Consider the following 21,831-nt stretch of genomic DNA (forward strand, 5'->3'; position numbering starts at 1 on the left):
GTGCGTGGAAGCGCACCGGGCCCGTGTTTCATCATCCGCGCGTCGTCGAGGTGCGCGCGAAATCGACATCGGTTGCCGGTTCTCGTATAGATTGGGGCCCCTCATCCGCTTTCATCGTTGGCTACCGTGTCGCACCCGACCATCCTTCTCATCGGCGCGTCCGGCCTGCTCGGCCGTGCGGTTGCCGCATCGTTGTCCCGCGCAGCGTCGCTGACGCTCGTCGCAACCATCCGGAACCCGGACGCCGCGGGCGCGCGGCGCCTCGCATTGCCGCCGGACAACATCGTCCGACTCGACGTGCTCGATCAGCCGGCACTCGAACGTCTGTTCGACACGCGCCGCCCGGCCGCCGTGATCATCTGCGCGGCCGAGCGCCGCCCGGACGTCTGCGAACGCGACCCCGCGGCCGCGCGCGCGATCAACGTCGACGCGCCGGCCCGCATCGGCGCGCTTGCCGCGCGCTACGGCGCGTGGACGCTCGGCATCTCCAGCGACTACGTGTTCGACGGCAAGGCCGCACCGTACCGCGAAGATGCCACGCCGAACCCGCTGAACATCTACGGCCGCACCAAGCTGGAAGGCGAGGCCGCGTTGCTCGCCGCGTCGCCGCTTGCCTGCGTGCTGCGCCTGCCGTTGCTCTACGGCCCGATCGCCGACTGGCGCGAGTCGGCCGTCACGAGCCTCGTGCCGGCGATCGTCGCGTCCGCGCGAGCGGGCGCGGATGCGGTCGGCATGGACGCGTGGGCGATCCGCTATCCGACCTACACGCCGGACGTGGCGGACGTGATCCGCGACCTGACGCTGCGCCGGCTCGCGGGTTCGCCGGTCACGGGTATCCGTCATTGGTCGGGTGAGGAACCGATGACGAAGTACGACATCGCGCAACGGATCGCGGCCGCGCTCGGCATCGACGCCGCGCTCGCGCGGATCGACACGCCGGCCGATGCGACGCCGCGTCCGTACGACTGCCATCTGGATGCATCGCGCGTGCGCGCACTCGGGATCGATCATGCGACGCCGTTCGCGACGGGGCTGCAAGCCGTGTTGCGCGACGCGCCGCCGCTGCCGTAAGCGCGGCGCGCCGCAATGCCGGAACGTGTGGCAGCGGTCGGCGCCGGGGCGCGGCTGGACGTTACACTGCGCAACATTCCCGTTTGGCGGGAAGCGTCCGGGCCGCGAGGCGGCCCGTCCGGTTCGCCGATACCCTGGCGCATTCGAAAAATCACGAGAGCAGGAGAGAGCCGATCGTGGCGTGTCTTCGTATCGGATGCGATCGCGCGCGCGACCTCGTGCGTGCCAGTTCCCGGCCCGGCCGACTGCTTTCTGGCCGCGTTGCCGGACGAAGCGGAACGTTACGTCATCCATATCGATATCGACGCGTTCCATGCGCCGTGGCTCGGGACGAGCCGGGCTGAATCGGGGTTGATCGTGTCACCCGTCACCGTGGTTGCATCCGCAACTGTGGGTTGCGGACGCAATCGTGGATCGATTCAGCAATGTCGGCGACGTGCAGAGGATTTCGCGCTTACGACCCTACTGCGATTCGAGCCATGTGGCGACCGCATTGGCGTCGTCGGCATCCAGCGTATGAGCAACGGCTGTCATGACGGGGGAATTGGCACGTGTCTCGTTCTTGAAGAACTCGATCTGCCGAAGCAGATAGTTCACGTGTTGTCCGGCAAGCCGCGGGAACGCGCCGGCACCCTGGCCCTGCGGGCCATGGCACGACGCGCATGCCGGGGTCCCCCGGTGCGGTACGCCATGCTCGAAAATATCTTTCCCCCTGGCCATCAGCGCGGCGTTGCCTGCCTTGCCATGCACCGGTTCCTGATGCGAGTAATAGGCTGCAAGCGATGCAATCGTCGCATCGTCGAGCCGCGACGCAATACCCCACATATACTCGCGCGCATGCGTCTCGCCCCGCGTGTGCTCGCGGAAGCCCTTGAGCTGCACAGTGAGATATTCCGGTGTCTGGGCGCTTAAGCGCGGGAACATGGGTGATTCGCTGTGTCCCCGTGCACCGTGGCAAGTGGCACAGACCTGCCGAGCCAGTTGCTCCCCGTCCTCGGCGCGTGCGTGCGACGGGACGCCGCCGATCGCGATGACGATCGGTAGCAGTGACATTGGCAAGAAAAACATCTTGTTCATCTTTCTTTGCTTCCAGTCGAACCGCGGTACAGCCAAACAGCCGGTATCGGTCGCTTGCGTTGGTATCGATGTCTTCCCTGGCGGCCTCATGCTTGCGTAGCGATACTGAATACAGTGTGAGAGCGCCGGAGACGGGTATCTTGATTGAAGTCAAATACGAGTGTATTTCGCCGCTCGCCGCGGGTGTTTCGCCGGTCCATCGCTGTCGTCCGTCTTTCACACGATCGCGCTGACGGCAGAGCGCATCCGGACCTCGAAAACCAGGTGCCGGATCGATGACACGCACGAGCGATTCAGTCGGCAGGGCGCCCGTTCGAATCGGCCGACGCATGCCGACTTCGCGCGTTGCCGGGCCGGCACACTCTTTGATCTCCCTCAAAGCCGTCGCGTCGGCACACTTTGATGTCGAGCCGCAGCCGACCAAGATGGAAATTGTGGGCACTGGCTGACGGGCTCGCCGAGCAAGCGAGTCGATCGAGCGATCGCCAGTGCGTTCCGCCTGTTTCCGTGAGGTCTGGTATGTCGTCGTTGGGGCCGCGGGCCGCGATCACCGTTATCCTCCGTGAGCACGAGCGGCTGTCTGCCGTCGTCGAGGGCATGCGGCGCTATGTCCATCTGCTTGCGGCTGGCAAGCCCGTTCCGGGTCTCATGGTGTTCCGGGCGATGCTCTATTACATTCGAGAGTACCCCGAGCAGATACATCATCCGAAAGAGGAGCGCTACCTGTTTGCCCCATTGCGGGATGTGGCTTCCGAATTCGACGGCGTGATCGACGAACTGGAGACTCAGCACGCGCGAGGTGACGGGATGTTGACCAATCTCGAACACGCGCTGACCCGGTACGAGTTGAAGGGGGCGCCCGCATTAGCGGCACTGGTGGCGCTGGTGGATGAATATGCCGAGTTCTATTCGGATCACCGGTTTACCGAGGAGACGCTGATTTTGCCGGCCGCGAGACGTTTGCTGTCAAACGAGGACTGGGCGGAACTTGATCTCGCCTTCGGAGCCAATCGCGATCCATTCGACGGGGTCAAGCTCGAAGCCGATCTCGGCAAGCTGTTCTCGATGATCGTCAATGCGATTCCGGAAACGGAAGATTAGCGGTTCGCGCGTCAGTCTCGGCCGAGCTCTCGACCGAGCCAGGATGCCGGCTCCGTGTGTGCGACGCGCTCAGCGTGCGTCGTCTGCAAACAGCCGGTGCTCGGGTTCGGCCTGCTCGGTATCGAGACATTGCACGCGCCAGCGACCGGCATCCGGCGCGTGATGGGCATGCGGGTACCAGCGTGCCATGCCGGATGCGCCGACACTTGGCGCTTTGGCATTGCCGGACGCGAAGCCGTCAAGGACGATGAGCGGACGGCTTGCATCGGGCACGGCAAGCCGGATGCCGTCGGCGGTCCGGGCAAGCGTCCCCCATGAGGGCATTGCCATCGCGTAGTGGCCTTCGCACGACCACTTTTGCTCGTCGAAATCAAGCCAGACGATCGCATACGCCGACGGGCCGGCATGCGCGAACGTGTCGAGATGAACGGTGATGCGCATGGTGGATTCCTGTGACGAGTGACTGCCGACATCCGGTGAGAGGGCATGGGTCCAGTCTAGGTTTGGCCGTGCGCCTAGCCTTGACGCACGTCAACCGGTCAAGCGGCATGACGGCCGTCGGCGATCGCTGGCTCGACGACTTCCGTCGTGGTTTTCTCGTGACGCTGACGACAAGCGTCGCGGCTGCTGCCGCCTGGTCCTGACCAACTGCATTCGCCACGGGCCGGCGTCGCGGAACCGCGCTGCGCATCCGGATTTCCGCCGACATCTGGCCGGACGCGTCGCCCACGCGAGCGCGCCGAACGCCGCGCGCGGTGCGAAACTGCATGCGCGGATCGCGCGGGACGGGTGCCGCTTCGGCACGTGAAACGCCGTGCCGGCGTCGAGGCTCGTGGGCCAAGGCCGGCGAGTGTGCGCCGGACCGCAAAAGTCCTCGAACATGACGGATGCGCACTGCTATCATTCGCGCCATGCCGCGCCTGTGCCAGGGTGCGGCGCCAGGCGGCGAGGAGGTCGCCGCCGAAGGCTCGCCGCGCGTTCGAACGCGGCGCGCCAGGTGTTGCGTGCCGATGTCATGCGGTTTTCGACGATGGTGTTGCGTTCGGCACACTTCGAAAGCCTTACAGATCGAGGCAAACGATTCACACATCGCAACACAGATTGGCGGAACTTCGTGATAGGTTCTGCCATCGGAGGTTTTTTGAATAAAAACATGCCCAAAGAGGATGAATACATGACCCAGGCTCTGCAGGAACTCGAAGCACAACTTCGGGACCTGAACATCAAGCTGTCGGAAGCCAAGCAGAAGGAGAAGCAAGCCGCACTGGCGGCATTCAGGGAGCAGGTCCAGCTGTTGGGCATCTCGCAGCAGGAAGTGCTGAGCGCCCTCGGCTACATCGTCCAGCGAAAACGCAAGGCGCCTGCCAAGTATTACGATCCGACGACCGGCCGCTCGTGGTCGGGCCGCGGTCCGCGACCCAAATGGCTCGAAGGCCGGGATCTCGATACGCTGCTCGTCGACCGCGAGGCCAAAACCTGGTGGCCCGGGGACGATCAGGGCTGAGGCAGCACCGCACCGGCACCGCGCCGGTGCCGTTCGACCCGCGCCGGCCTCACCACTCCCGCTTCATCCCGTTCTTTCGGTGTCCCGGCCTGACTGCGGGATCGCCGGCTTCAACATCTTTCAAATTTATTACCGCCGCTGCCCGCTTCCGTTCCCGGAAGCGGGCAGCGCGGCGCTTTCTGCGTGCGCCCGTGCACGGGCCCGTCATGCGCGGGAACAGGCTTTAGAATGTCGCCCGGACATTTCCGGCGGGACACCATGGCAGCAAACATGAAATCTTCGGCGCTCGACGATCCGGCGGCGCCGCGCGGCGGGCAGGTCGGGGCGTACGCGTGGAAGGCGCTGGCCGGCTCGGCGATCGGCTACGCGATGGACGGCTTCGACCTGCTGATCCTCGGCTTCATGCTGCCGGCGATCACCGCGGCTTTGCAGCTGACGCCCGGGCAGGGCGGCGCGCTCGTCACGTGGACGCTGATCGGCGCCGTCGCGGGCGGCATTCTGTTCGGTGCCCTGAGCGACCGCTACGGCCGCGTGCGCGTGCTGACCTGGACGATCATGCTGTTTGCGGTCTTCACCGGCCTGTGCGCGTTCGCGCAGGGCTTCCGGGACCTGCTCGTGTATCGCACCATCGCGGGCATCGGCCTCGGCGGCGAATTCGGCATCGGCATGGCGCTCGCGGCCGAAGCGTGGCCGGCGAGCAAGCGGGCGCGCGCGTCGTGCTACGTCGCGCTCGGCTGGCAGGCCGGCGTGCTGCTGGCCGCGCTGCTGACGCCGCTGCTGCTGCTCCATATCGGCTGGCGCGGGATGTTCGTGGTCGGCGTGTTGCCCGCGCTGCTCGCGTGGGTGCTGCGCAACCGGCTGCACGAGCCGGAAGTCTTCGTGCAGCGCGCGACGCGGCCGCGCGCCAACGCGTTCCGGATGCTCGTCGCCGACGCGCGCACCGCGCGCACGAGCCTCGGCATCGTGATCCTGTGCTCGGTCCAGAACTTCGGCTACTACGGGATCATGATCTGGCTGCCGACCTTCCTGTCGAAACAGATGGGCTTCTCGCTGACGAAGTCGGGGCTGTGGACCGCGGCGACCGTCGTCGGGATGATGATCGGCGTCTGGACCTTCGGGCAGCTCGCCGATCGCATCGGCCGCAAGCCGACGTTCCTCCTGTACCAGCTCGGCTCGGTCGTAACGGTCATCGCCTACGCGCGCCTGTCGGACCCGACGGCGATGCTGTGGGCCGGCGCGCTGATGGGGATGTTCGTCAACGGGATGGTCGGCGGCTACGGCACGCTGATGTCCGAAGGCTATCCGACCGCCGCGCGCGCGACCGCGCAGAACGTGCTGTGGAATATCGGCCGTGCGGTCGGCGGCTTCGGGCCGGTGGCGGTCGGCGCGCTGGCCGCGCGCTACTCGTTCCAGACGGCGATCGCGCTGCTCGCCGGCCTCTACGTGCTCGACATGGTCGCGACGCTGTTCCTGATCCCCGAGCTCAAGGGCGTCGAACTCGAATGACGATGCATGACGATGCGCGGCGCGCGGCCGGGTTTCGCAGTCCGCTGCCGCGCCGCGGTTCAATTCAACGATTCATCACATCACCGGAATACACGATGCAACGCAACCACCGAACGATCGGCGTGATGGGCTCGGGCAAGGAACCGTGGCTCGCGTTCTCCGAGCCCCTCGGCGCATGGCTCGCGCAGGCCGGCTTCAACCTGCTGACGGGCGGCGGCCAGGGCGTGATGCAGGCGGTCGCGCGCGCGTTCGCCGGCGTGCCGGGGCGGGCCGGCCGGTCGATCGGCATCCTGCCGACGCAGGCCGATCCGCATGCGGGCTTCGTGCCGCTCGACGGCTACCCGCATCCGTTCGTCGAGATCCCGATCCTCACGCCGCTGCCGCGCCGCGAACCGGGCGCCGATCCGCACACCATCAACCGGAACTACGTGAACGTGCTGAGCAGCGACCTGATCGTCGCGCTGCCCGGCGGGCATGGGACCGCCGAGGAGATCGCGCTCGCGCAGCGCTGGCGCAAGCCGCTCATCTGCCTCGGGCCCGACGGCGCGTTTCGTGAGCTCGCCGCGGGCGCGACGTGCACGTCGTCGCTCGACGACGTGATCCGCTTCATCGACGCAGCGTTCGCGGCGGCGTTGCCGCATGCGGAGCCGGCGCAGCGATAGTGCGGCCGCGGCCGGGCGTCAGTCGCCGGGTGCGGGTGCCGACGGCGGCTGGCCGTGCAGCCGGTCGAGCGCGGCGCGTTTGGATCGGCGCGTCGCGCGTCCGCGGCCGTTTCCCGAAAAGTGGGTGATCGTCGCGGGAGCGCGTCGGCGCGTGCTGGCGATCTGTCGGTGCGGCTCGACTGGCCGTCCCGCGCTGGTCAGCGCCCCGTCTTCAGTTGCGCCCACAACCGGTTCTGAAGCCGGCGAATCTCGGGCGGCATCGGCTTGAGCAGCGTCATCTTGCTCAGCACCTCGTCGGCCGGATAGACCGACGGATCGCGCGCGATCGCGGGCTTCACGAACTGGCGCGCGGCCTTGTTCGCGGTCGGGTAGAACACCGCGTTGGTGATCCCCGCGTTGACCTTCGGGTCCTGCAGGTAGTTGATCCACTTCAGCGCGGCATCGCGGTTCGGCGCGTCCTTCGGGATCACCATCATGTCGAACCACAGCAGCCCGCCTTCCCGCGGATTCGCGAAGCGGACCTCGTACGGACGCTTCGCTTCCGCCGCACGGCGATGCGCGATGCCGACGTCGCCGGAATAGCCGAACGACACGCACAGGTCGTTGTTCGCGAGATCGTTGATGTAACCCGACGAGTTGAACTGCGTGATGTACGGGCGCACCTTCTTGAGCACCTCGTATGCGGCGCGGTAATCGGCCGGATTCGTGCTGTTCGGATCCTTGCCCATGTATTGCAGCGTCGCGGCGAACACGTCGACGGCCTGGTCGAGGAACGATACGCCGCAGCTCTTCAGCTTTGACATGTTGGCCGGGTCGAACACCAGCGCCCAGCTGTCGACCGGCGCCTTGTCGCCGAGCGCCTTCTTCACCGCCTGCACGTTGTAGCCGATGCCGTCGGTGCCATACGCCCACGGCACGCCGTACTGGTTGCCCGGATCGGCGTCGGCGACCATCTTCATCAGCAGCGGATCGAGGTTCGACAGGTTCGGCAGCTTCGTCTTGTCCAGCGGCTGGTAGACGTTTGCCTGGATCTGCTTGGCCATGTAGTTCGACGTCGGCACGACGATGTCGTAGCCGGAGTTGCCCGACAGCAGTTTCGCCTGCAGCGTGTCGTCGCTGTCGTAGTTGTCGTAGCGCACGTGCAGGCCGGTCTGCTTCTGGAAATTCGGGATCGTGTCCGGCGCGATGTAGTCGGACCAGTTGTAGATGTTCAGCTCGCCGGCGGCCTGGGCGTGTGGGGTGACGACGGCGGCGATGCCCGCGACGGACATCATGGCGGCGGTTGCGATGGTGCGGCGAAGGGTGCGGAGTTGCATGGCTTGTCGTTCGTATCGGGGGGCTCGGCGGTTGGCTGCTCGCCGCGCCACGGTTCAAGGGATGGACGTGTGCAACCGGCCGGCGCGCGAAACGAACGCTGGCGGCGCATGATGATCAGGAGTCCGTTCGGTCTACGCAGCGAATCGTGCCGACGCGCAACGCGAGCCGATCCTGTCGTGAGTCACGCGACACGATGCGCAGTTCGAACGGAACGGAGGGGGGGCGCTAAGGCAGCAGCGACGCCACGTCGTCGGTGTGGATCGCGACGTATGCGCGCGCGGCGACGGCGTTGTGACGGCGGACGGAACGGCGGGACAGGATGGTGTAGATCGACAGATGCAGGCGAGGACTTTGCCGGCGGTCACTGTCGCCGGTGGACGAGATCGATGCACGCACGTTGCGCGCATCGCCTCGTCTCCACCGCACCAGCGGGCCACGGATTCTCACGATTGCTCTCGACCGGGTTGTTGAAAGTATTGAACACCTGGCGACTCGCGGACGCTGGCCGTTTCACGTGTCGATCGTCGCATTTGCCGCGCGGGGGCATCGGGACCGTCAAGCAAAACGAAAGCATGATGCAAAGCGAAATCGCCGAAACATCGCGTTCCTGTGAATCATCAGGTAAATCGCTGTAAGGATGTCTCCGGATTTTCCCTAGTGATTCGCATGTCGATGGATCGGGGCCGTCGAGCGTGAGTGCCAAGGCGCGCGTGACGTGTGCCGGTCGGAATGCGGCTGAAGTGATGAGAATATTCGACAGATTGCCGGCAGCACATGCGACATGCGCGGTTCGCGGCCGGCGTCGCGCATGTCGGCCGCGGGGCGAAGCAACGCGCGTGCGGTCGTCAGGCGACCCGGATCCCCAGATTCTCGATCAACATCGCGGCCTGGTCATACGAGATGGTCGCGCCGCGCAGCACGCCCGACGCGAGCAGCTTCGGCGTGCCGCCGAGCTCCACGTCGCGCAGGTCGGCCCCGTCGAACCGGGCGTCGTTCAGATGCGCGTTGCGCAGGCTGCCGCCTTCGAACACGGCGTCGCGAAAGTCCGTGCCGGCGAGATCGGCATCCGAGAAGTCGAGCGCCACGAGCCGCGTTTTTCGAAACGAGAAGCGGCGCAGGCTCGCGCCGACCAGCAACGTGTTCGCGAATTCGATGCCGAGCGACTTGCATTCCTCGAAGTCGGCGCCGGTCAGCCTGCATTCGTCGAAGCGCGCCGAACCGAGCTTGCTGCGGCGCCAGCTCGTGTTGTTGAGATCGCAGGACTGAAACTGCGCGTCCTCGAGGTCGGCCGACGCGAAGCTCGTCTGGCGCGCGCGGCAGCGAATCCACGCGGTCTGCGCGAGCGTCGCGCCGACGAACGACGCTTCCGCGAGCGCACAGCGCTCGAATCGCGCGCCGCGTAAATCGAGCCGCGACAGGTCCGCACCTTCGAGATCGCAGTCTTCGAGACGAAGCGGCGCAGGCGAGCCTTCGACGAGAAGCAGCAGGTCGGCGCGATCGAGCGTTCGGCCGGAGACGGAAACTCCGCAGGTCGTCATGGGGTAGTCCGGTGTGAGTTGAAATGTTCGAGGCCGGTATCGGATGGTATCGGCCGGGCTGCGCGACATCGCGCGGGCGCCGCCGCTCAGCGCGCGGCCTTGATCCGGGCCGCGACCGGCTTGCCGGCCGGCTCGCGCTGGAACGTCCACAGGATGCGCATCTGCGCGCGCATCGCCTGCTCGTCAGCCGGAACCAGGCAGTACGCGAGCCCGATACGGCTGATCAGCGCGATGATGTCGTCGAGCGCGGGCACCCGAGCGCCGTGCATGGCGACATATTCACGGTACGGCTTTTCGAGCACGCGCTGCCACATCGGCGCGATGTTCTCGACGATGTAGCCGAACACGTCGGTGGACAGGCTCGTGGCCAGATAGTTGTGGTGAAAGCCGCCGTGATGACGATCGCGATAGCGCACCGCGAAGCACACGCTCTCTTCGCAGTAGGCCTCGAAGTCGTGCTCGAAGGCGGTGAGCGCGCGCTGCATCTCGTCGAAGAACTCGGCGTTCTGGATGCCGATCACGCCCTGGATCAGCTCTTTTTTCGTGCCGAAGTAGCGGTACAGCGTGCGCCGCGAAATGTTCGCGCGGCGTGCGACGTCGTCGATCGACAAACGGTCGATCCCGTGCTCGATCATCGCGTCGAGCGTGGCGCGCAGGATCGCGCTTCGCCCGTCATTGACGCTGTCCATCCTGCTGGCGTCGCCCCAGCGCAGTTGCCGATCCATACCTTTCCTCGTTGCCGTGCGTCGCGCGGCGTGTGCCGATGAGCCGACCGAATACCTCGGTTCGGAATTTTCGCACACGTTGTCACAAAAATGGAATTTGTGCCATTATGCGTCACAAAATAAGCAGTTTGTGACATAGCGCCGGGTGCATCGACCTGCCCGGTGTGTTCCCGGCACGGTCCGCCAGGCAGTGCAGGGCTGCGCCTTTCGACTGGAAGGAGACGATCCATGACCGAATCATCCGCGCCGGCCACCCGGCATCCCGTTCACCGGATTCATGCCGCACCCATCGACGCGCGCTACGCGCGCGGCTGGCATTGCCTCGGGCTCGCCGACGACTACCGCGACGGCCGTGCGCACGGCCTGTCGATCTTCGGCACGCGCGTGGCGGTGTTCCAGGGCGAGGACGGGCAGTTGCGAATCCTCGACGGCTACTGCCCGCACATGGGCGCCGACCTCGGGCGCGGCCACGTCGACGGCAACGCGCTCGTGTGTCCGTTTCACGGCTGGTCGTGGGCCGGCGACGGCACCTGCACTGCGATTCCGTATTCGCAGCGCATCCCGCCGAAGGCGCGCATCAAGTCGTGGCCGGTGATGGAGCAGAACCGCCTGCTGTTCGTGTGGAACGATCCGGAGGGCAATGGGCCCGATCCGGCGGTCGAGATTCCGCGCATCGACGCGTGTTTCTCCGATGCGTGGAGCGACTGGGCGATCGTCAAGTGGGTGATCGACACGAACTGCCGCGAGCTGATCGACAACCAGTCCGACATGGCGCACTTCGGCCCGGTGCATGGCGCGCCGATCGACTACTTCTGCAACACGTTCGCGGGCCCGGTGGCCTACCAGAAGCTGCGCGGCGGCAGCACGCGGCTGGCCGGCAGTGGCGGGTTGACGGCCGACTCGGCCTACTTCGGCCCGGCATACCACGTCACGCTGATGACGGGTGAAGCGCAGGGGCAGCCGCTCAGGTCGATCCTGCTCAACAGCCACGTGCCGATCGATACGAACAGCTTCGAGCTGCGCTTCGGCGTGATGGTCGAGAAGAATCCGGCGCTGACGGAAGAACAGAATCGCGCGATGGTCGACGGCTACGTGCTGGCCGCGCAGTCGGCATTCCGCGAGGACGTCGCGATCTGGGACCACAAGACGCGCGTCGACAATCCGCTGCTGTGCGACGGCGACGGCCCGATCTATCGGCTGCGCCAGTGGTACCAGCAGTTCTACACGGACGTGGGCGAGCTGCCCGCGCGGCACGCGAGCGTCGAGGTGCACGAATACCGCGGCGAGCACGGCGCCTGGCGCCAGCTCGCCGACGTGCCGGCCGATGCGGCAAGCTGCCTTGCCACGATCTGAGCGGAGGCGATCATGTACGACGATCGACACGATTCGTTCGGCGACGCCACGTACGACGTGGTGGTGGTCGGTTCCGGCGCGGGCGCGATGACGGCGGCGCTGCGCGCGCACGACCAGGGGCTGTCGGTACTGGTGGTCGAGAAGAGCACCGTCTATGGCGGCACCACGGCGGTGTCCGGCGGCGGCATCTGGATTCCGTGCAACGACCAGATCGCCGCGCTCGGCGGCAGCGATTCGTACGACGAAGCAATCATGTATTTGCGCGACGTGGTCGGCGAGGATTTCGACGCGCAGCGCATCGATGCGTATCTCGACAATGGCCCGAAGATGGTCGCGTATCTCGCGAAGCACGCGCACACGCGGTTCAATGCGGTGCCGCGTTATCCCGACTACTACCCGGACCGCAAGGGCGGCAAGCCCGGCTACCGGACGATGGAGCCGGCGGCGTTCGATGCCGCGCGTCTCGGCGCGCATTTCGACACGTTGCGCGCGCCTTCGCCGGCGACGCTGATCGGCGGGCGCGTCGCGATGACGCAGATCGAGGCGCACACGATCCTCACAAAGGAGCGCGGCTGGCTGCGGCTCGCCGCGCGCCTGATGCTGCGCTATGCCACCGATTTCAAATGGCGGCGCCGCACGCCGCGCGACCGGCGCCTGACGCTCGGCAATGCGCTCGTCGCGAGCCTGCGCGCAGCGCTCGAGCAGCGCGGCATCGCGCTGTGGCTCGCAACGCCGATGCGCTCGCTGCACACCGACGGCGTACGCGTGAACGGTGTGGTCGTCGAGCGCGACGGCCGGCCGTTCGGCATCCGTGCGACGCATGGCGTCGTGCTCGCGTGCGGCGGATTCGAGGCGAACCAGGCGATGCGCGACCAATACCTGCCGAAGCCGACGCGCGCCGAGTGGAGCGCGGCGCCGCCGATCAACACCGGCGACGGCATCCGCGCGGGGCTCGCGCTCGGGGCCGACGTCGCGCTGATGGACTTCGTCTGGGGCGTGCCGACGGTGCGCGTGCCGGGCGAGGAGAAGCAGCGCGGGCTGTTCGTCGAGCGCTCGGCGCCGCGCTGCGTGATGGTCAACCGGCTCGGGCGGCGCTTCGTCAACGAATCGGCGCCGTATCCGGACGTGATCCACGCGATGTATGCGGACCATGCGAACACGCAGGCCAACGTGCCCGCGTGGCTGATCTTCGATGCCGAATATCGCAAGCGTTATCCATGCGGCGTGCTGCTGCCCGGCAGCGTGCAGCCGGACAGCAGGATCCCGCCCGGCTGGCTCGACTCGGTCATCTATCGCGCGGGCACGCTGGCCGAGCTGGCCGTGAAGATCGGCGTGGATGCGCAGGGGCTCGCGCAGACGGTCGAGCGGATGAACGGTTACGCGCTCACCGGCATCGATACCGAATTCGGCAAGGGCGGCAACCTGTTCGATCGCTATTACGGCGATTCGTCGTCGAAACCGAATCCATGCCTCGGGCCGATCGAGCGTGCGCCGTTCTATGCGCTGCGGGTCGACCCGGGCGAGATCGGCACGAAGGGCGGCTTGCGTACCGATGCGCATGCGCGCGTGCTGCGTTCCGACGGTTCGGTGATCGACGGTCTCTATGCGCTCGGCAACACGTCGGCGGCCGTGATGGGCAAGACCTACCCGGGCCCCGGCTCGACGATCGGGCCGGCGATGACGTTCGGCTATGTCGCGGCCGATCACATCGCGGCCGCGCGTTCCGACCGCTTCCTCTAGTCGAGGCCTTGACCTTGAAGTCGGGTTGAATCTTAGAGTGCCTGCTGACGGTAGTGAATCGGCAGGCCCGCACGTTGCCTGCGACGATCAATCTTCGACGAGAGGCAACGCAGATGGACAGGCGCTTTACACAGGTCGAATTCGGGCCACACAAGGTCGATGTGCCCGAAGGCGGGTACTACGACCGGTTCCGGATGAATCCGGATCTCGACGCGGTCGCGTGCGATCCCGCCGCCGGGAACATCGATTTTTTCCGTCGGATTCCGAAGCGTCAGGTCGCGTCGCGCGTCGGTCCGACCTGGGCGCCGAATTTCTACTATCGCTCCAGCAGCATCCAGCTGCTGTTTCTCGCGCCGCTCGAGCGCCTGCGTACCACGCTGCCGGTGCCGCTCGAACCGCTGCGCGCATTTCCCGGTTACGGGCTGGTCGCGCTGACGTTCTTTTCGTATTCGGTCTGTGACAACGATCCGTATGACGAGGTGTCCGTCGCGGTCGTGATTCGCCGGCCGGGTGCGCGCGGCTCGCATGCGCTCGAGCTGCTCGACGCGATGCGGCGCCGGAGCTTCTTCGCGCATGTGCTGGCGCTGCCCGTCACCACGGAAATCGCGCGGGTGCGCGGCGTGCACGGCTATCAGCTGCCCAAATGGCTCGCCGATATCGACATGAGCATCGGCGCACGCGTGAGCGCGCGGATCGCCGGGATGGACGGCCGGCCGGACCTGACGCTGAACGCACCGTCGCCCGCGCTGATCGACGTGCCGTCGCAGTCGCGGATGGGCACGAATACCATGGTCAATCTCGTCGACGGCGTGTGGCACCAGAGTTCGGTGCAGACCAATACGCTATCGTTCGCACAGCGCGTGTTGCCGCGCGGCATCGAGCTGGTGCGGCACGGCGGGCCGCTGAGCCAGCTGCTCGACGGGCTCGGTGTATCCACCATCGTGCGGTTCGACGTGGTCAAGGATGCCCAGCTGGTGCTGAATCTGCCGACGCCATTGGGGAGCGTTCGATGAACCCGTTCGATGAATCCGGCTGCTCGTAACCAACCCGTTTCGGAGGAAACATCGATGACCCAGCCGACCCGTGATCTGGATCTCGTCGTATTCGGTGCCACCAGCTTCGTCGGGCAGATCCTGACGCGCTACCTGTCCGAATACCTGTCGGGCAGCGGAGAAGCGCTGCGCTGGGCGATCGCCGGCCGCTCCGAGGCGAAGCTCCGGCAGGTCAGGGGCGCGCTGGGCGCCGCATGGCAGGCGCTGCCGATCATCGTGGCCGATGCCGCCGACGAAGCGCGGTTGCGTGCGTTGTGCGAGCGCACGCGCGTCGTCGTGTCGACCGTCGGCCCGTACGCACTGTATGGCGAGCCGCTGGTGCGGATCTGCGCGCAGACCGGCACGGACTACTGCGATCTCACCGGCGAAACGCAGTGGATCAAGCGGATGATCGAACGGTACGAACCGGCGGCCAGGCAATCGGGCGCGCGCATCGTGCATTGCTGCGGTTTCGATTCGGTGCCGTCGGACATCGGCGTCCTGTTCCTGCAGCAGCACGCGCGGCGGCAGTGGGGCGGGCCGGCCACGCAGGTGAAGATGCGCGTGAAGACGCTGAAGGGCGGCGCGTCGGGCGGAACGGTCGCGAGCGTGATCAACGTCGTGCGCGAAGCCGCGGCCGATCCCGCGTTGCGCCGCGAACTGCTCGATCCGTATGCGCTGTGTCCGAAGGATCATCGCTTTACGGTGCGGCAGCACGCGGTCCGGTCGGCGGAATTCGATCGCGACGGCGGCACGTGGATTGCGCCGTTCGTGATGGCGGCCATCAACGAGCGCGTCGTGCATCGCTCGAACGCGCTCGCGGACGACGCGTACGGCAGCCGGTTCGCGTATGACGAAGCGGTCATCACGGGCACGGGTTTCAAGGGCCGCCTCGCCGCGCTCGCGATGGTGGCCGGCCTCGGCGCGTTCATGGCGGGCGTTCTCGTCAAGCCGGCGCGCAGCCTGATGGAGCGCTTCCTGCTGCCGAAGCCCGGCGAGGGGCCGAGCGTCGCCGCGCAGCTGGCCGGCCGTTTCGACCTGCGCTTCTTCGGGCGCGCCGACGACGGGCGGACGCTGCGCGTGAAAGTCACCGGCGATCGCGATCCGGGCTACGGCTCGACCGGGAAGATGCTGGGGCAGGCCGCGCTCAGCCTCGCGCTGGATTGCAGCCGCGACGGCGAGAAGACCGGGCGCGGCGGGGGCTTCTGGACGCCCGCGACGATGTTCGACGAGCGCTTCGTCGAGCGCCTCGTGCGTCATGCCGGGTTGCGTTTCGAGGTGCTTTGAGCGCGTGGCGCACGCGTCCGGGTCGACAGGAATCGACGCGCCGCCATTTTGTCGGATGGCAGGACACATACCCATGGCCTCGATACGCTTGCCGAGGCAAACCGTAACCTTTAAGTGAAGTTCAAGGGCAGGCGTTTTTCGCCTTGCCTTTGCGCGCGCGCATCGCCCGTGACGGGGCCGGGAAGTGCCGGTACGGCGCGGAGTGGCTGACGTTCGCGCGCCGCGCGATTTCAGTCGTTCGCGCCCGCGCGCGGCGTCTTGCCGGTCCAGCGCCGGTACGCATGGCGGAAGCTGCGCGGCTCGCTGTAGCCGAGCCGCTCCGCGATCGCGGCGACGCTCAGCGCCGGCTCGTCGAGCAGCCGCACCGCCTCCTGACGACGCACGTCGTCGAGCAGCGACTGAAACGTGATGCCGTCCTTGTCGAGCCGGCGTCGCAAGGTGCGCTCGGTCAGGTGCAGCGCATTCGCGAGCGACGTCATCGACTTGAAGCGCGCGAGGTCGCGCGCCATCAACTCCTTCGCGCGATCGGCGAAACGCGTGCCGACCGACGCGGCCCACTGCCGTTCGAGCGCTTCGCATTGCCCGTGCAGCGCATTGAAGCTGACTTCGTTCGCGAGCCGCGGGGCTTCCGTGCCGTTCACGCTCGTGAACACGAGCCGGTTCTCGCCCGCATTGAACGTGACCGGGCAGTCGAAGTGGCGCGCGTAGTCCGCGCCGTTGCGTGGCGTGCGGCGGGCGAGATGCAGCTGCGCGGGCCATACCGGCTTGCCGACCAGATCGGACACGATCAGGCGCAGGCTCGACAGGCACATGTCGGTCTGGAACACCTCGAGGTCGGGTTCGCCGTTGTAGCGGCCGATCGTCACGCTCATCCCGTCCGCGTGCGCGTGCACGCGCACGTCGAAATACAGCCCCATGAACAGCGGAAACTGGCTCATGCACCGGAACGCCTGCATCACGGAGCCGCTGATCAGCATCGCGTAACCGGCGAGGCCGAGCGTCGACACATGGAGCCGCGCGCCGATCGACAGGCCGATCGACGGTACGCCGCTGCAGCGCAGCAGGTTGCGGAAGCAACGCTGCTCCTGGCCGCGATTCACGTGCAGGTTCGGCGACGCGACTTCGGCCGCGCCGAGGCCGGTGCCCTCGAGCAGCGCGGCGCCGTCGATGTGCCGGACGCGGCATTCGTCGAGCGCGACCGCGATCGCGTGCACGGTGGCGGGAATGTCTTCCTGGCGTCCGGCCGGACGCGCGAGGCCGAGCGCCGAACGCAGGCTGCGTTCGGCGCGGCTTTGAGGTCGATGGGACTTGCTGTCCATGGCGAAGGGCGGCAACGGGTTCGCGTAGAACATAGCCGGAATGTCCGCGAAACGCCAGAGGGCACGCATCACCGGGGGGCAGGCCGCCCGCCACGCGTCCGGAAATATCCCCCGATTACGTCCGCTTTTCTCATTCGTCGTCGATTTTTTGGCGCACCACACTCGTTTCCGGATCGCGCAATGCCTGCATTGCCTGCACTGCCCGCATTGCCGACGAGACGAGTGTTGATGTCATGGACCACGCCACGTGAGGACAGCATGAAAGACACCAGGCCGGAGCAGCGCACGCCCAGCGCCGCGACAGACGACGTGCGGGCACGCACGGACGGGCACGCCGACGCAGGGCCACGCGCCGCGCATTCGCTCGGGTTGTTCACGCTGGTGATCTTCGGCCTCGCATACATGCTGCCGATGACGGTGTTCACGACCTACGGGATCGTCACGCGCGAAACCAACGGACACCTGACGATCGCGTATGCGGTCACGCTGGTCGCGATGCTGCTGACCGCGCGCAGCTACGGCCACATGGCGCGGCTGATGCCGAGCGCCGGTTCCGCCTATACGTTCGCGAGCCGCAACTTCGGCACCTCGGCCGGCTTCATGGTCGGCTGGGCGCTGCTGATGGACTACCTGTTCATCCCGATGATCAGCTACCTCGCGATCGGCATCTACATGAAACAGCTGTTCCCGGCCGTGCCGGCCAGCGTGTGGATCGTCGCGAGCATCGCGCTGGTCACCGGGCTGAACATCGTCGGCATCCGGCTCGTCAACCGCGTGAACCTGATCCTGATCGCGAGCCAGCTCGTGTTCATCGCGGTCTTCGTCGCGGCGGCCGCGCATGTCGCGAGCGGCGAGGGGCTGGCGCCGACGCTCGCGCTGCCGTCGTCGGACGACGCACGGGCGATCTTCGCCGGGTCCGCGATCCTGTGCCTGTCGTTCCTCGGTTTCGATGCGGTGTCGACGCTGTCGGAGGAAACGCGCGAGCCGCGCCGCACGGTGCCGCGCGCGATCCTGCTCTGCACGCTCGCGAGCGGCCTGCTGTTCATGCTGATCGCGTATGCGGGACAGGTGGTGTTCCCCGACTGGCATGCGTTCAAGGATCTCGATTCGGCCAGCCTCGAACTGATGCGGCGCATCGGCGGCGGCACGTTGTCGGCGCTGTTCGTCGCGGTCTACGTGGCCGGCTGTTTCGCGAGCGCGATGGCCGGCCAGGCGAGCGTCACGCGCGTGCTGTTCGCGATGGGCCGCGACCGGGTGCTGCCCGAGCGCGTGTTCGGCCACCTGCATGCACGGTTGCGCACGCCGGTGCGCGCGACGCTCGCGGTCGGCGTCGTGTCGCTGTCCGCGCTGTTCATCTCGCTCGATCTCGCGTCGACGATGATCAGCTTCGGCGCGCTCGTCGCGTTCGCGGTCGTGAACCTGTGCGTGATGCGCAGCTATCTCGGCCGCGCGGAACATCGCCGCTTCGCGGGCTGGATCAGGTTCGGCGCGGTGCCGGCGCTCGGCTTCGCGATGAACGTCTGGCTGTGGTCGGGCCTGTCGCGCCAGACCTTCTACGTCGGCATCGGCTGGCTCGCGATCGGGCTGTGCCAGCTGCTGTGGCTCACGCGCGGCTTCACGCGCCCGGCGCCGACGCTGTCGATGAACTGAACGACCGGCCGGCGGCTTCCGGCTGGGGGCCGCCGGTTTCGAATCCCTGAAGGAGGAATGACCCATGAACGGTGTTGACGTCAATCTCGATGCGGACCTGCAGGCGCTCGGCAAGCGCCATCTGCTGATGCACTTCACGCACGCCGATGCGTATCGCGACCACGCGCTGACGGTGTTCGACCGCGGCGAAGGCTGCTGGCTCGTCGATCGCAACGGCAAGCGCTACTTCGACGGGCTCGCCGGGCTGTACTGCGTGCAGGTCGGCTACAGCCACGGCGCGGAGATCGGCGACGCGATCCGCGAGCAGATGGTGCGGCTGCCGTTCGCGACCAACTGGGGCTACGGCCACGAACCGGCGATCCGCCTCGCGCACAAGCTCGCGGCGCTCGCGCCGGACGGCCTGAACCGCGTGTTCTTCACGTCGAGCGGCTCGGAGTCGAACGAATCGGCGATCAAGCTGGTGCGCCAGTATCACCAGGCGCGCGGCGAGCCGCAGCGGCGCAAGTTCATCGCGCGGCGCGTCGCGTATCACGGCACGTCGTTCGGCGCGCTCGCGCTGAACGGGATGACCAACTTCCGCAAGCATTTCGAGCCGCTGATGGCGGGCGTGCGGCACGTGAGCAATACGAAGCGCTACGGGCGGCCGGGAGGCGAGACGGAGGCGCAGTTCACGCGCCATCTGCTCGACGAGATCGAAGCGCTGATCGTCCAGGAAGGGCCGGACACCGTCGCCGCGCTCGTCGTCGAGCCGCTGCAGAACGCGGGCGGCAGCCTGACGCCGCCGGCCGGTTATGCGCAGGGGCTGCGCGCGCTGTGCGACCGGCACGGCGTGCTGCTCGTGGCCGACGAAGTGATCTGCGGGTTCGGCCGGCTCGGCGAATATTTCGGGTCGACGCGTTACGGGCTGAAGCCGGACCTCATCACGTTCGCGAAGGGGATCGCGTCGGGCTACGTGCCGCTCGGTGGCGTGATCGCGAGCGACACGGTGGTCGACACGGTGCTCGCCGGCCCGCAGCAGATGTTCCTGCACGGCGCGACCTACGGCGGCCATCCGGTCGCGTGCACGGCAGCGCTCGCGAACCTCGCGATCATGGAGCGCGAAGGCGTGCTCGCGAACGTCCGCGCCAACGAAGCGGTGTTCCGCGAAACGCTCGACGGCCTGCTCGAGCTGCCGTGTGTCGGCGACGTGCGCGGCGACGGCTACCACTACTCGCTCGAGCTCGTGACCGACAAGGCCGCGCGCCGCTGGGCGGCCGGCATCAGCGCGCAGACGTTCGTGTCGACGCTGCTCGCGCCCGCGATCTTCGAAGCCGGGCTGTTGTGCCGCGCGGGCGTCGACCACGAAGGCACGCCGATCGTGCAGTTCTCGCCGCCGCTCGTGATGTCGCGCGACGAGATCGTGTGGTTCGTCGCGAAGATCCGCGACATTCTCGCCGACACTTACGCGCGTGCGACGCGCTGAGCGCGGCAGCACCGTTCGTCATTCCAGGAGCCTTCGATGCGAACCTCACAACAGAGCTATATCGCCGGACAGTGGTGCGATCCGGCCGATGCGCGCGCGATCGACGTGATCGATCCGGCCACCGCGAAGCCGTATGCGCGGCTCGCGATCGGCGGGCCGGCTGACGTCGACCGCGCGGTCGGCGCGGCGAAGCGGGCATTCGACGCGTATTCGCGCTGGACGGTCGACGCGCGCGTCGCGCTGCTGCAGCGCGTGCTCGAGATCTACCGGCGCCGCTACGACGAAGTCGCGCGCACGATCAGCCAGGAGATGGGCGCGCCGATCGCGTTCGCGCGCGCGATGCAGGCCGCGGTCGGCACCGCGCATCTCGAACAGACGATCCGCGCGCTGCGGTCGTTCCGGTTCAGCACGCAGACCGATGCGCTGCTGGTGTCGCACGAGCCGATCGGTGTGTGCGCGCTGATCACGCCGTGGAACTGGCCGATCAACCAGATCGTCTGCAAGGTCGCGCCGGCGCTCGCGGCGGGCTGCACGATGGTGCTCAAGCCGAGCGAGATCGCGCCGTTCAGCGCGATCCTGTTCGCGGAGATCCTGCACGAAGCCGGCGTGCCGCCGGGCGTGTTCAACCTCGTGCACGGCTACGGGCATGAGGTCGGCGATGCGCTGTCGCGGCATCCGGACGTCGACATGGTGTCGTTTACGGGCTCGACGCGTGCCGGTGTCGAAGTCGCGAAGGCCGCGGCCGATACCGTGAAGCGCGTGCATCAGGAACTCGGCAGCAAGAGTCCGAACCTGATCCTGCCCGATGCCGACATCGAGGATGCCGTCACGCGCGGCGCGCGCAGCTGCTTCAGCAACAGCGGGCAGTCGTGCAACGCGCCGACGCGGATGTTCGTACACGTCGATCAGCTGGCCGCGGCCGAGGCGGCGGCGCGCGATGAGGCTGCGCGCACCGTCGTCGGCGATCCGCGTTCGCCGGAAACGGGCATCGGGCCGGTCGTCAGCCGCACGCAGTTCGACCGCATCCAGCAGCTGATCCGGCGCGGCATCGACGAGGGCGCGACGCTCGTCGCAGGTGGGCCCGGCCGTCCGGACGGGCTCGGCGACGGCTTCTACGTGAAGCCGACGGTGTTCTCGAACGTCACGCCGGACATGACGATCGCGCGCGAGGAGATCTTCGGTCCGGTGCTGTCGATCCTGACCTACCGGACCGAGGATGAAGCCGTGGCGCTCGCGAACGATTCGGTCTACGGGCTCGCGGCTTACGTGCAGACGAAGGATCTCGAGCGCGCCCGCCGCATCGCGGCGCGCTTGCGCGTGGGCAACGTGCACATCAACTATCCGGCGTGGAACCCGGCCGCGCCGTTCGGCGGCTACAAGCGTTCGGGCAACGGACGCGAGTATGCGGAGTTCGGCCTCGTCGAATATCTGGAGACGAAGGGCACGACGGGGTACGCGTGAGCGGCGGTGGCCGACCGTCGCCGGACG

Annotated in this window: 19 protein-coding genes and 1 pseudogene; 13 read left to right on the top strand and 7 right to left on the bottom strand. The window is 67.1% G+C overall.

Annotated features, from left to right (window positions below; genetic code table 11):
• Window positions 1-126 precede the first annotated feature (126 nt).
• The gene (locus U4012_RS28295) at window positions 127-1,071 is read left to right on the top strand and encodes an SDR family oxidoreductase (protein ID WP_321802469.1); all 945 of its coding nucleotides are present in this window, start codon (window positions 127-129) and stop codon (window positions 1,069-1,071) included.
• 462 nt (window positions 1,072-1,533) lie between these two features.
• On the opposite strand, the gene U4012_RS28300 is transcribed toward U4012_RS28295, so the two are convergent.
• Entirely contained in the window at window positions 1,534-2,148 is a 615-nt protein-coding gene (locus tag U4012_RS28300) for a c-type cytochrome (protein ID WP_124488071.1), read from the bottom strand.
• 519 nt (window positions 2,149-2,667) lie between these two features.
• On the opposite strand from U4012_RS28300, the gene U4012_RS28305 reads away from it, so the two are divergent.
• Complete coding sequence (locus tag U4012_RS28305) at window positions 2,668-3,249, top strand: hemerythrin domain-containing protein (protein WP_124521235.1); 582 nt, start codon at window positions 2,668-2,670, stop codon at window positions 3,247-3,249.
• A 69-nt stretch (window positions 3,250-3,318) separates the two neighbouring features.
• On the opposite strand, the gene U4012_RS28310 is transcribed toward U4012_RS28305, so the two are convergent.
• Entirely contained in the window at window positions 3,319-3,690 is a 372-nt protein-coding gene (locus U4012_RS28310) for a DUF3564 family protein (RefSeq protein WP_321802474.1), read from the bottom strand.
• A gap of 190 nt (window positions 3,691-3,880) precedes the next feature.
• Between U4012_RS28310 and U4012_RS36010 the strand changes: the two are divergent.
• From U4012_RS36010 to U4012_RS28330, 4 genes and pseudogenes are all read left to right on the top strand, one after another.
• Window positions 3,881-4,057: pseudogene (locus tag U4012_RS36010) on the top strand (RNA-directed DNA polymerase); the annotation flags it as partial.
• A 366-nt stretch (window positions 4,058-4,423) separates the two neighbouring features.
• Window positions 4,424-4,753, top strand: coding sequence for an H-NS family nucleoid-associated regulatory protein (locus tag U4012_RS28320; RefSeq protein WP_044847685.1), 330 nt, complete (start codon window positions 4,424-4,426; stop codon window positions 4,751-4,753).
• Between the two features lie 258 nt (window positions 4,754-5,011).
• The gene (locus U4012_RS28325) at window positions 5,012-6,259 is read left to right on the top strand and encodes an MFS transporter (RefSeq protein WP_321802477.1); all 1,248 of its coding nucleotides are present in this window, start codon (window positions 5,012-5,014) and stop codon (window positions 6,257-6,259) included.
• A 95-nt stretch (window positions 6,260-6,354) separates the two neighbouring features.
• A complete protein-coding gene (locus U4012_RS28330; RefSeq protein ID WP_321802478.1) occupies window positions 6,355-6,921 on the top strand; it encodes a DNA-binding protein in 567 nt (188 codons plus the stop codon).
• 197 nt (window positions 6,922-7,118) lie between these two features.
• On the opposite strand, the gene U4012_RS28335 is transcribed toward U4012_RS28330, so the two are convergent.
• From U4012_RS28335 to U4012_RS28350, 4 genes are all read right to left on the bottom strand, one after another.
• Window positions 7,119-8,195 (bottom strand): polyamine ABC transporter substrate-binding protein, encoded by a 1,077-nt coding sequence (locus U4012_RS28335; protein ID WP_415750412.1) that lies wholly within the window; start codon window positions 8,193-8,195, stop codon window positions 7,119-7,121.
• 268 nt (window positions 8,196-8,463) lie between these two features.
• Complete coding sequence (locus U4012_RS28340; protein WP_221622533.1) at window positions 8,464-8,634, bottom strand: hypothetical protein; 171 nt, start codon at window positions 8,632-8,634, stop codon at window positions 8,464-8,466.
• A 449-nt stretch (window positions 8,635-9,083) separates the two neighbouring features.
• Window positions 9,084-9,776 carry a pentapeptide repeat-containing protein gene (locus tag U4012_RS28345; protein WP_321802483.1) on the bottom strand — a complete coding sequence of 231 codons (693 nt, stop codon included), beginning with the start codon at window positions 9,774-9,776 and terminating at the stop codon, window positions 9,084-9,086.
• Between the two features lie 86 nt (window positions 9,777-9,862).
• Entirely contained in the window at window positions 9,863-10,501 is a 639-nt protein-coding gene (locus tag U4012_RS28350) for a helix-turn-helix domain-containing protein (protein ID WP_321802485.1), read from the bottom strand.
• Between the two features lie 228 nt (window positions 10,502-10,729).
• On the opposite strand from U4012_RS28350, the gene U4012_RS28355 reads away from it, so the two are divergent.
• From U4012_RS28355 to U4012_RS28370, 4 genes are all read left to right on the top strand, one after another.
• Window positions 10,730-11,854 (top strand): Rieske 2Fe-2S domain-containing protein, encoded by a 1,125-nt coding sequence (locus tag U4012_RS28355; RefSeq protein ID WP_321802487.1) that lies wholly within the window; start codon window positions 10,730-10,732, stop codon window positions 11,852-11,854.
• A 12-nt stretch (window positions 11,855-11,866) separates the two neighbouring features.
• Window positions 11,867-13,594 (top strand): FAD-dependent oxidoreductase, encoded by a 1,728-nt coding sequence (locus tag U4012_RS28360; RefSeq protein ID WP_321802490.1) that lies wholly within the window; start codon window positions 11,867-11,869, stop codon window positions 13,592-13,594.
• Between the two features lie 113 nt (window positions 13,595-13,707).
• Entirely contained in the window at window positions 13,708-14,607 is a 900-nt protein-coding gene (locus U4012_RS28365; protein WP_321802492.1) for an acetoacetate decarboxylase family protein, read from the top strand.
• Window positions 14,608-14,661: 54 nt separating this feature from the next.
• Window positions 14,662-15,912: a saccharopine dehydrogenase family protein gene (locus U4012_RS28370; protein ID WP_321802494.1), complete on the top strand. Its 1,251-nt coding sequence runs from the start codon at window positions 14,662-14,664 to the stop codon at window positions 15,910-15,912.
• A 230-nt stretch (window positions 15,913-16,142) separates the two neighbouring features.
• On the opposite strand, the gene U4012_RS28375 is transcribed toward U4012_RS28370, so the two are convergent.
• Entirely contained in the window at window positions 16,143-17,231 is a 1,089-nt protein-coding gene (locus tag U4012_RS28375; protein WP_044847711.1) for an AraC family transcriptional regulator, read from the bottom strand.
• 258 nt (window positions 17,232-17,489) lie between these two features.
• Here U4012_RS28375 and U4012_RS28380 point away from each other — a divergent pair, with 258 nt between their 5' ends.
• From U4012_RS28380 to U4012_RS28390, 3 genes are all read left to right on the top strand, one after another.
• Window positions 17,490-18,881: an APC family permease gene (locus U4012_RS28380; protein ID WP_321802497.1), complete on the top strand. Its 1,392-nt coding sequence runs from the start codon at window positions 17,490-17,492 to the stop codon at window positions 18,879-18,881.
• Window positions 18,882-18,945: 64 nt separating this feature from the next.
• Entirely contained in the window at window positions 18,946-20,343 is a 1,398-nt protein-coding gene (locus tag U4012_RS28385) for an aspartate aminotransferase family protein (protein WP_321802499.1), read from the top strand.
• A 36-nt stretch (window positions 20,344-20,379) separates the two neighbouring features.
• The gene (locus U4012_RS28390; protein WP_321802501.1) at window positions 20,380-21,804 is read left to right on the top strand and encodes an aldehyde dehydrogenase family protein; all 1,425 of its coding nucleotides are present in this window, start codon (window positions 20,380-20,382) and stop codon (window positions 21,802-21,804) included.
• Window positions 21,805-21,831 lie beyond the last annotated feature (27 nt).

The organism is Burkholderia sp. BCC1988 (assembly GCF_905339895.1).
Taxonomy (GTDB): domain Bacteria; phylum Pseudomonadota; class Gammaproteobacteria; order Burkholderiales; family Burkholderiaceae; genus Burkholderia.

Coding starts and splice junctions, on each gene's coding strand:
- U4012_RS28300 (WP_124488071.1), bottom strand. CDS start 2,148: ATGAACAAGATGTTTTTCTTGCCAATGTCACTGCTACCGATCGTCATC.
- U4012_RS28305 (WP_124521235.1), top strand. CDS start 2,668: ATGTCGTCGTTGGGGCCGCGGGCCGCGATCACCGTTATCCTCCGTGAG.
- U4012_RS28310 (WP_321802474.1), bottom strand. CDS start 3,690: ATGCGCATCACCGTTCATCTCGACACGTTCGCGCATGCCGGCCCGTCG.
- U4012_RS28320 (WP_044847685.1), top strand. CDS start 4,424: ATGACCCAGGCTCTGCAGGAACTCGAAGCACAACTTCGGGACCTGAAC.
- U4012_RS28325 (WP_321802477.1), top strand. CDS start 5,012: ATGGCAGCAAACATGAAATCTTCGGCGCTCGACGATCCGGCGGCGCCG.
- U4012_RS28330 (WP_321802478.1), top strand. CDS start 6,355: ATGCAACGCAACCACCGAACGATCGGCGTGATGGGCTCGGGCAAGGAA.
- U4012_RS28335 (WP_415750412.1), bottom strand. CDS start 8,195: ATGATGTCCGTCGCGGGCATCGCCGCCGTCGTCACCCCACACGCCCAG.
- U4012_RS28345 (WP_321802483.1), bottom strand. CDS start 9,776: ATGACGACCTGCGGAGTTTCCGTCTCCGGCCGAACGCTCGATCGCGCC.
- U4012_RS28350 (WP_321802485.1), bottom strand. CDS start 10,501: ATGGATCGGCAACTGCGCTGGGGCGACGCCAGCAGGATGGACAGCGTC.
- U4012_RS28355 (WP_321802487.1), top strand. CDS start 10,730: ATGACCGAATCATCCGCGCCGGCCACCCGGCATCCCGTTCACCGGATT.
- U4012_RS28360 (WP_321802490.1), top strand. CDS start 11,867: ATGTACGACGATCGACACGATTCGTTCGGCGACGCCACGTACGACGTG.
- U4012_RS28365 (WP_321802492.1), top strand. CDS start 13,708: ATGGACAGGCGCTTTACACAGGTCGAATTCGGGCCACACAAGGTCGAT.
- U4012_RS28370 (WP_321802494.1), top strand. CDS start 14,662: ATGACCCAGCCGACCCGTGATCTGGATCTCGTCGTATTCGGTGCCACC.
- U4012_RS28375 (WP_044847711.1), bottom strand. CDS start 17,231: ATGGACAGCAAGTCCCATCGACCTCAAAGCCGCGCCGAACGCAGCCTG.
- U4012_RS28380 (WP_321802497.1), top strand. CDS start 17,490: ATGAAAGACACCAGGCCGGAGCAGCGCACGCCCAGCGCCGCGACAGAC.
- U4012_RS28385 (WP_321802499.1), top strand. CDS start 18,946: ATGAACGGTGTTGACGTCAATCTCGATGCGGACCTGCAGGCGCTCGGC.
- U4012_RS28390 (WP_321802501.1), top strand. CDS start 20,380: ATGCGAACCTCACAACAGAGCTATATCGCCGGACAGTGGTGCGATCCG.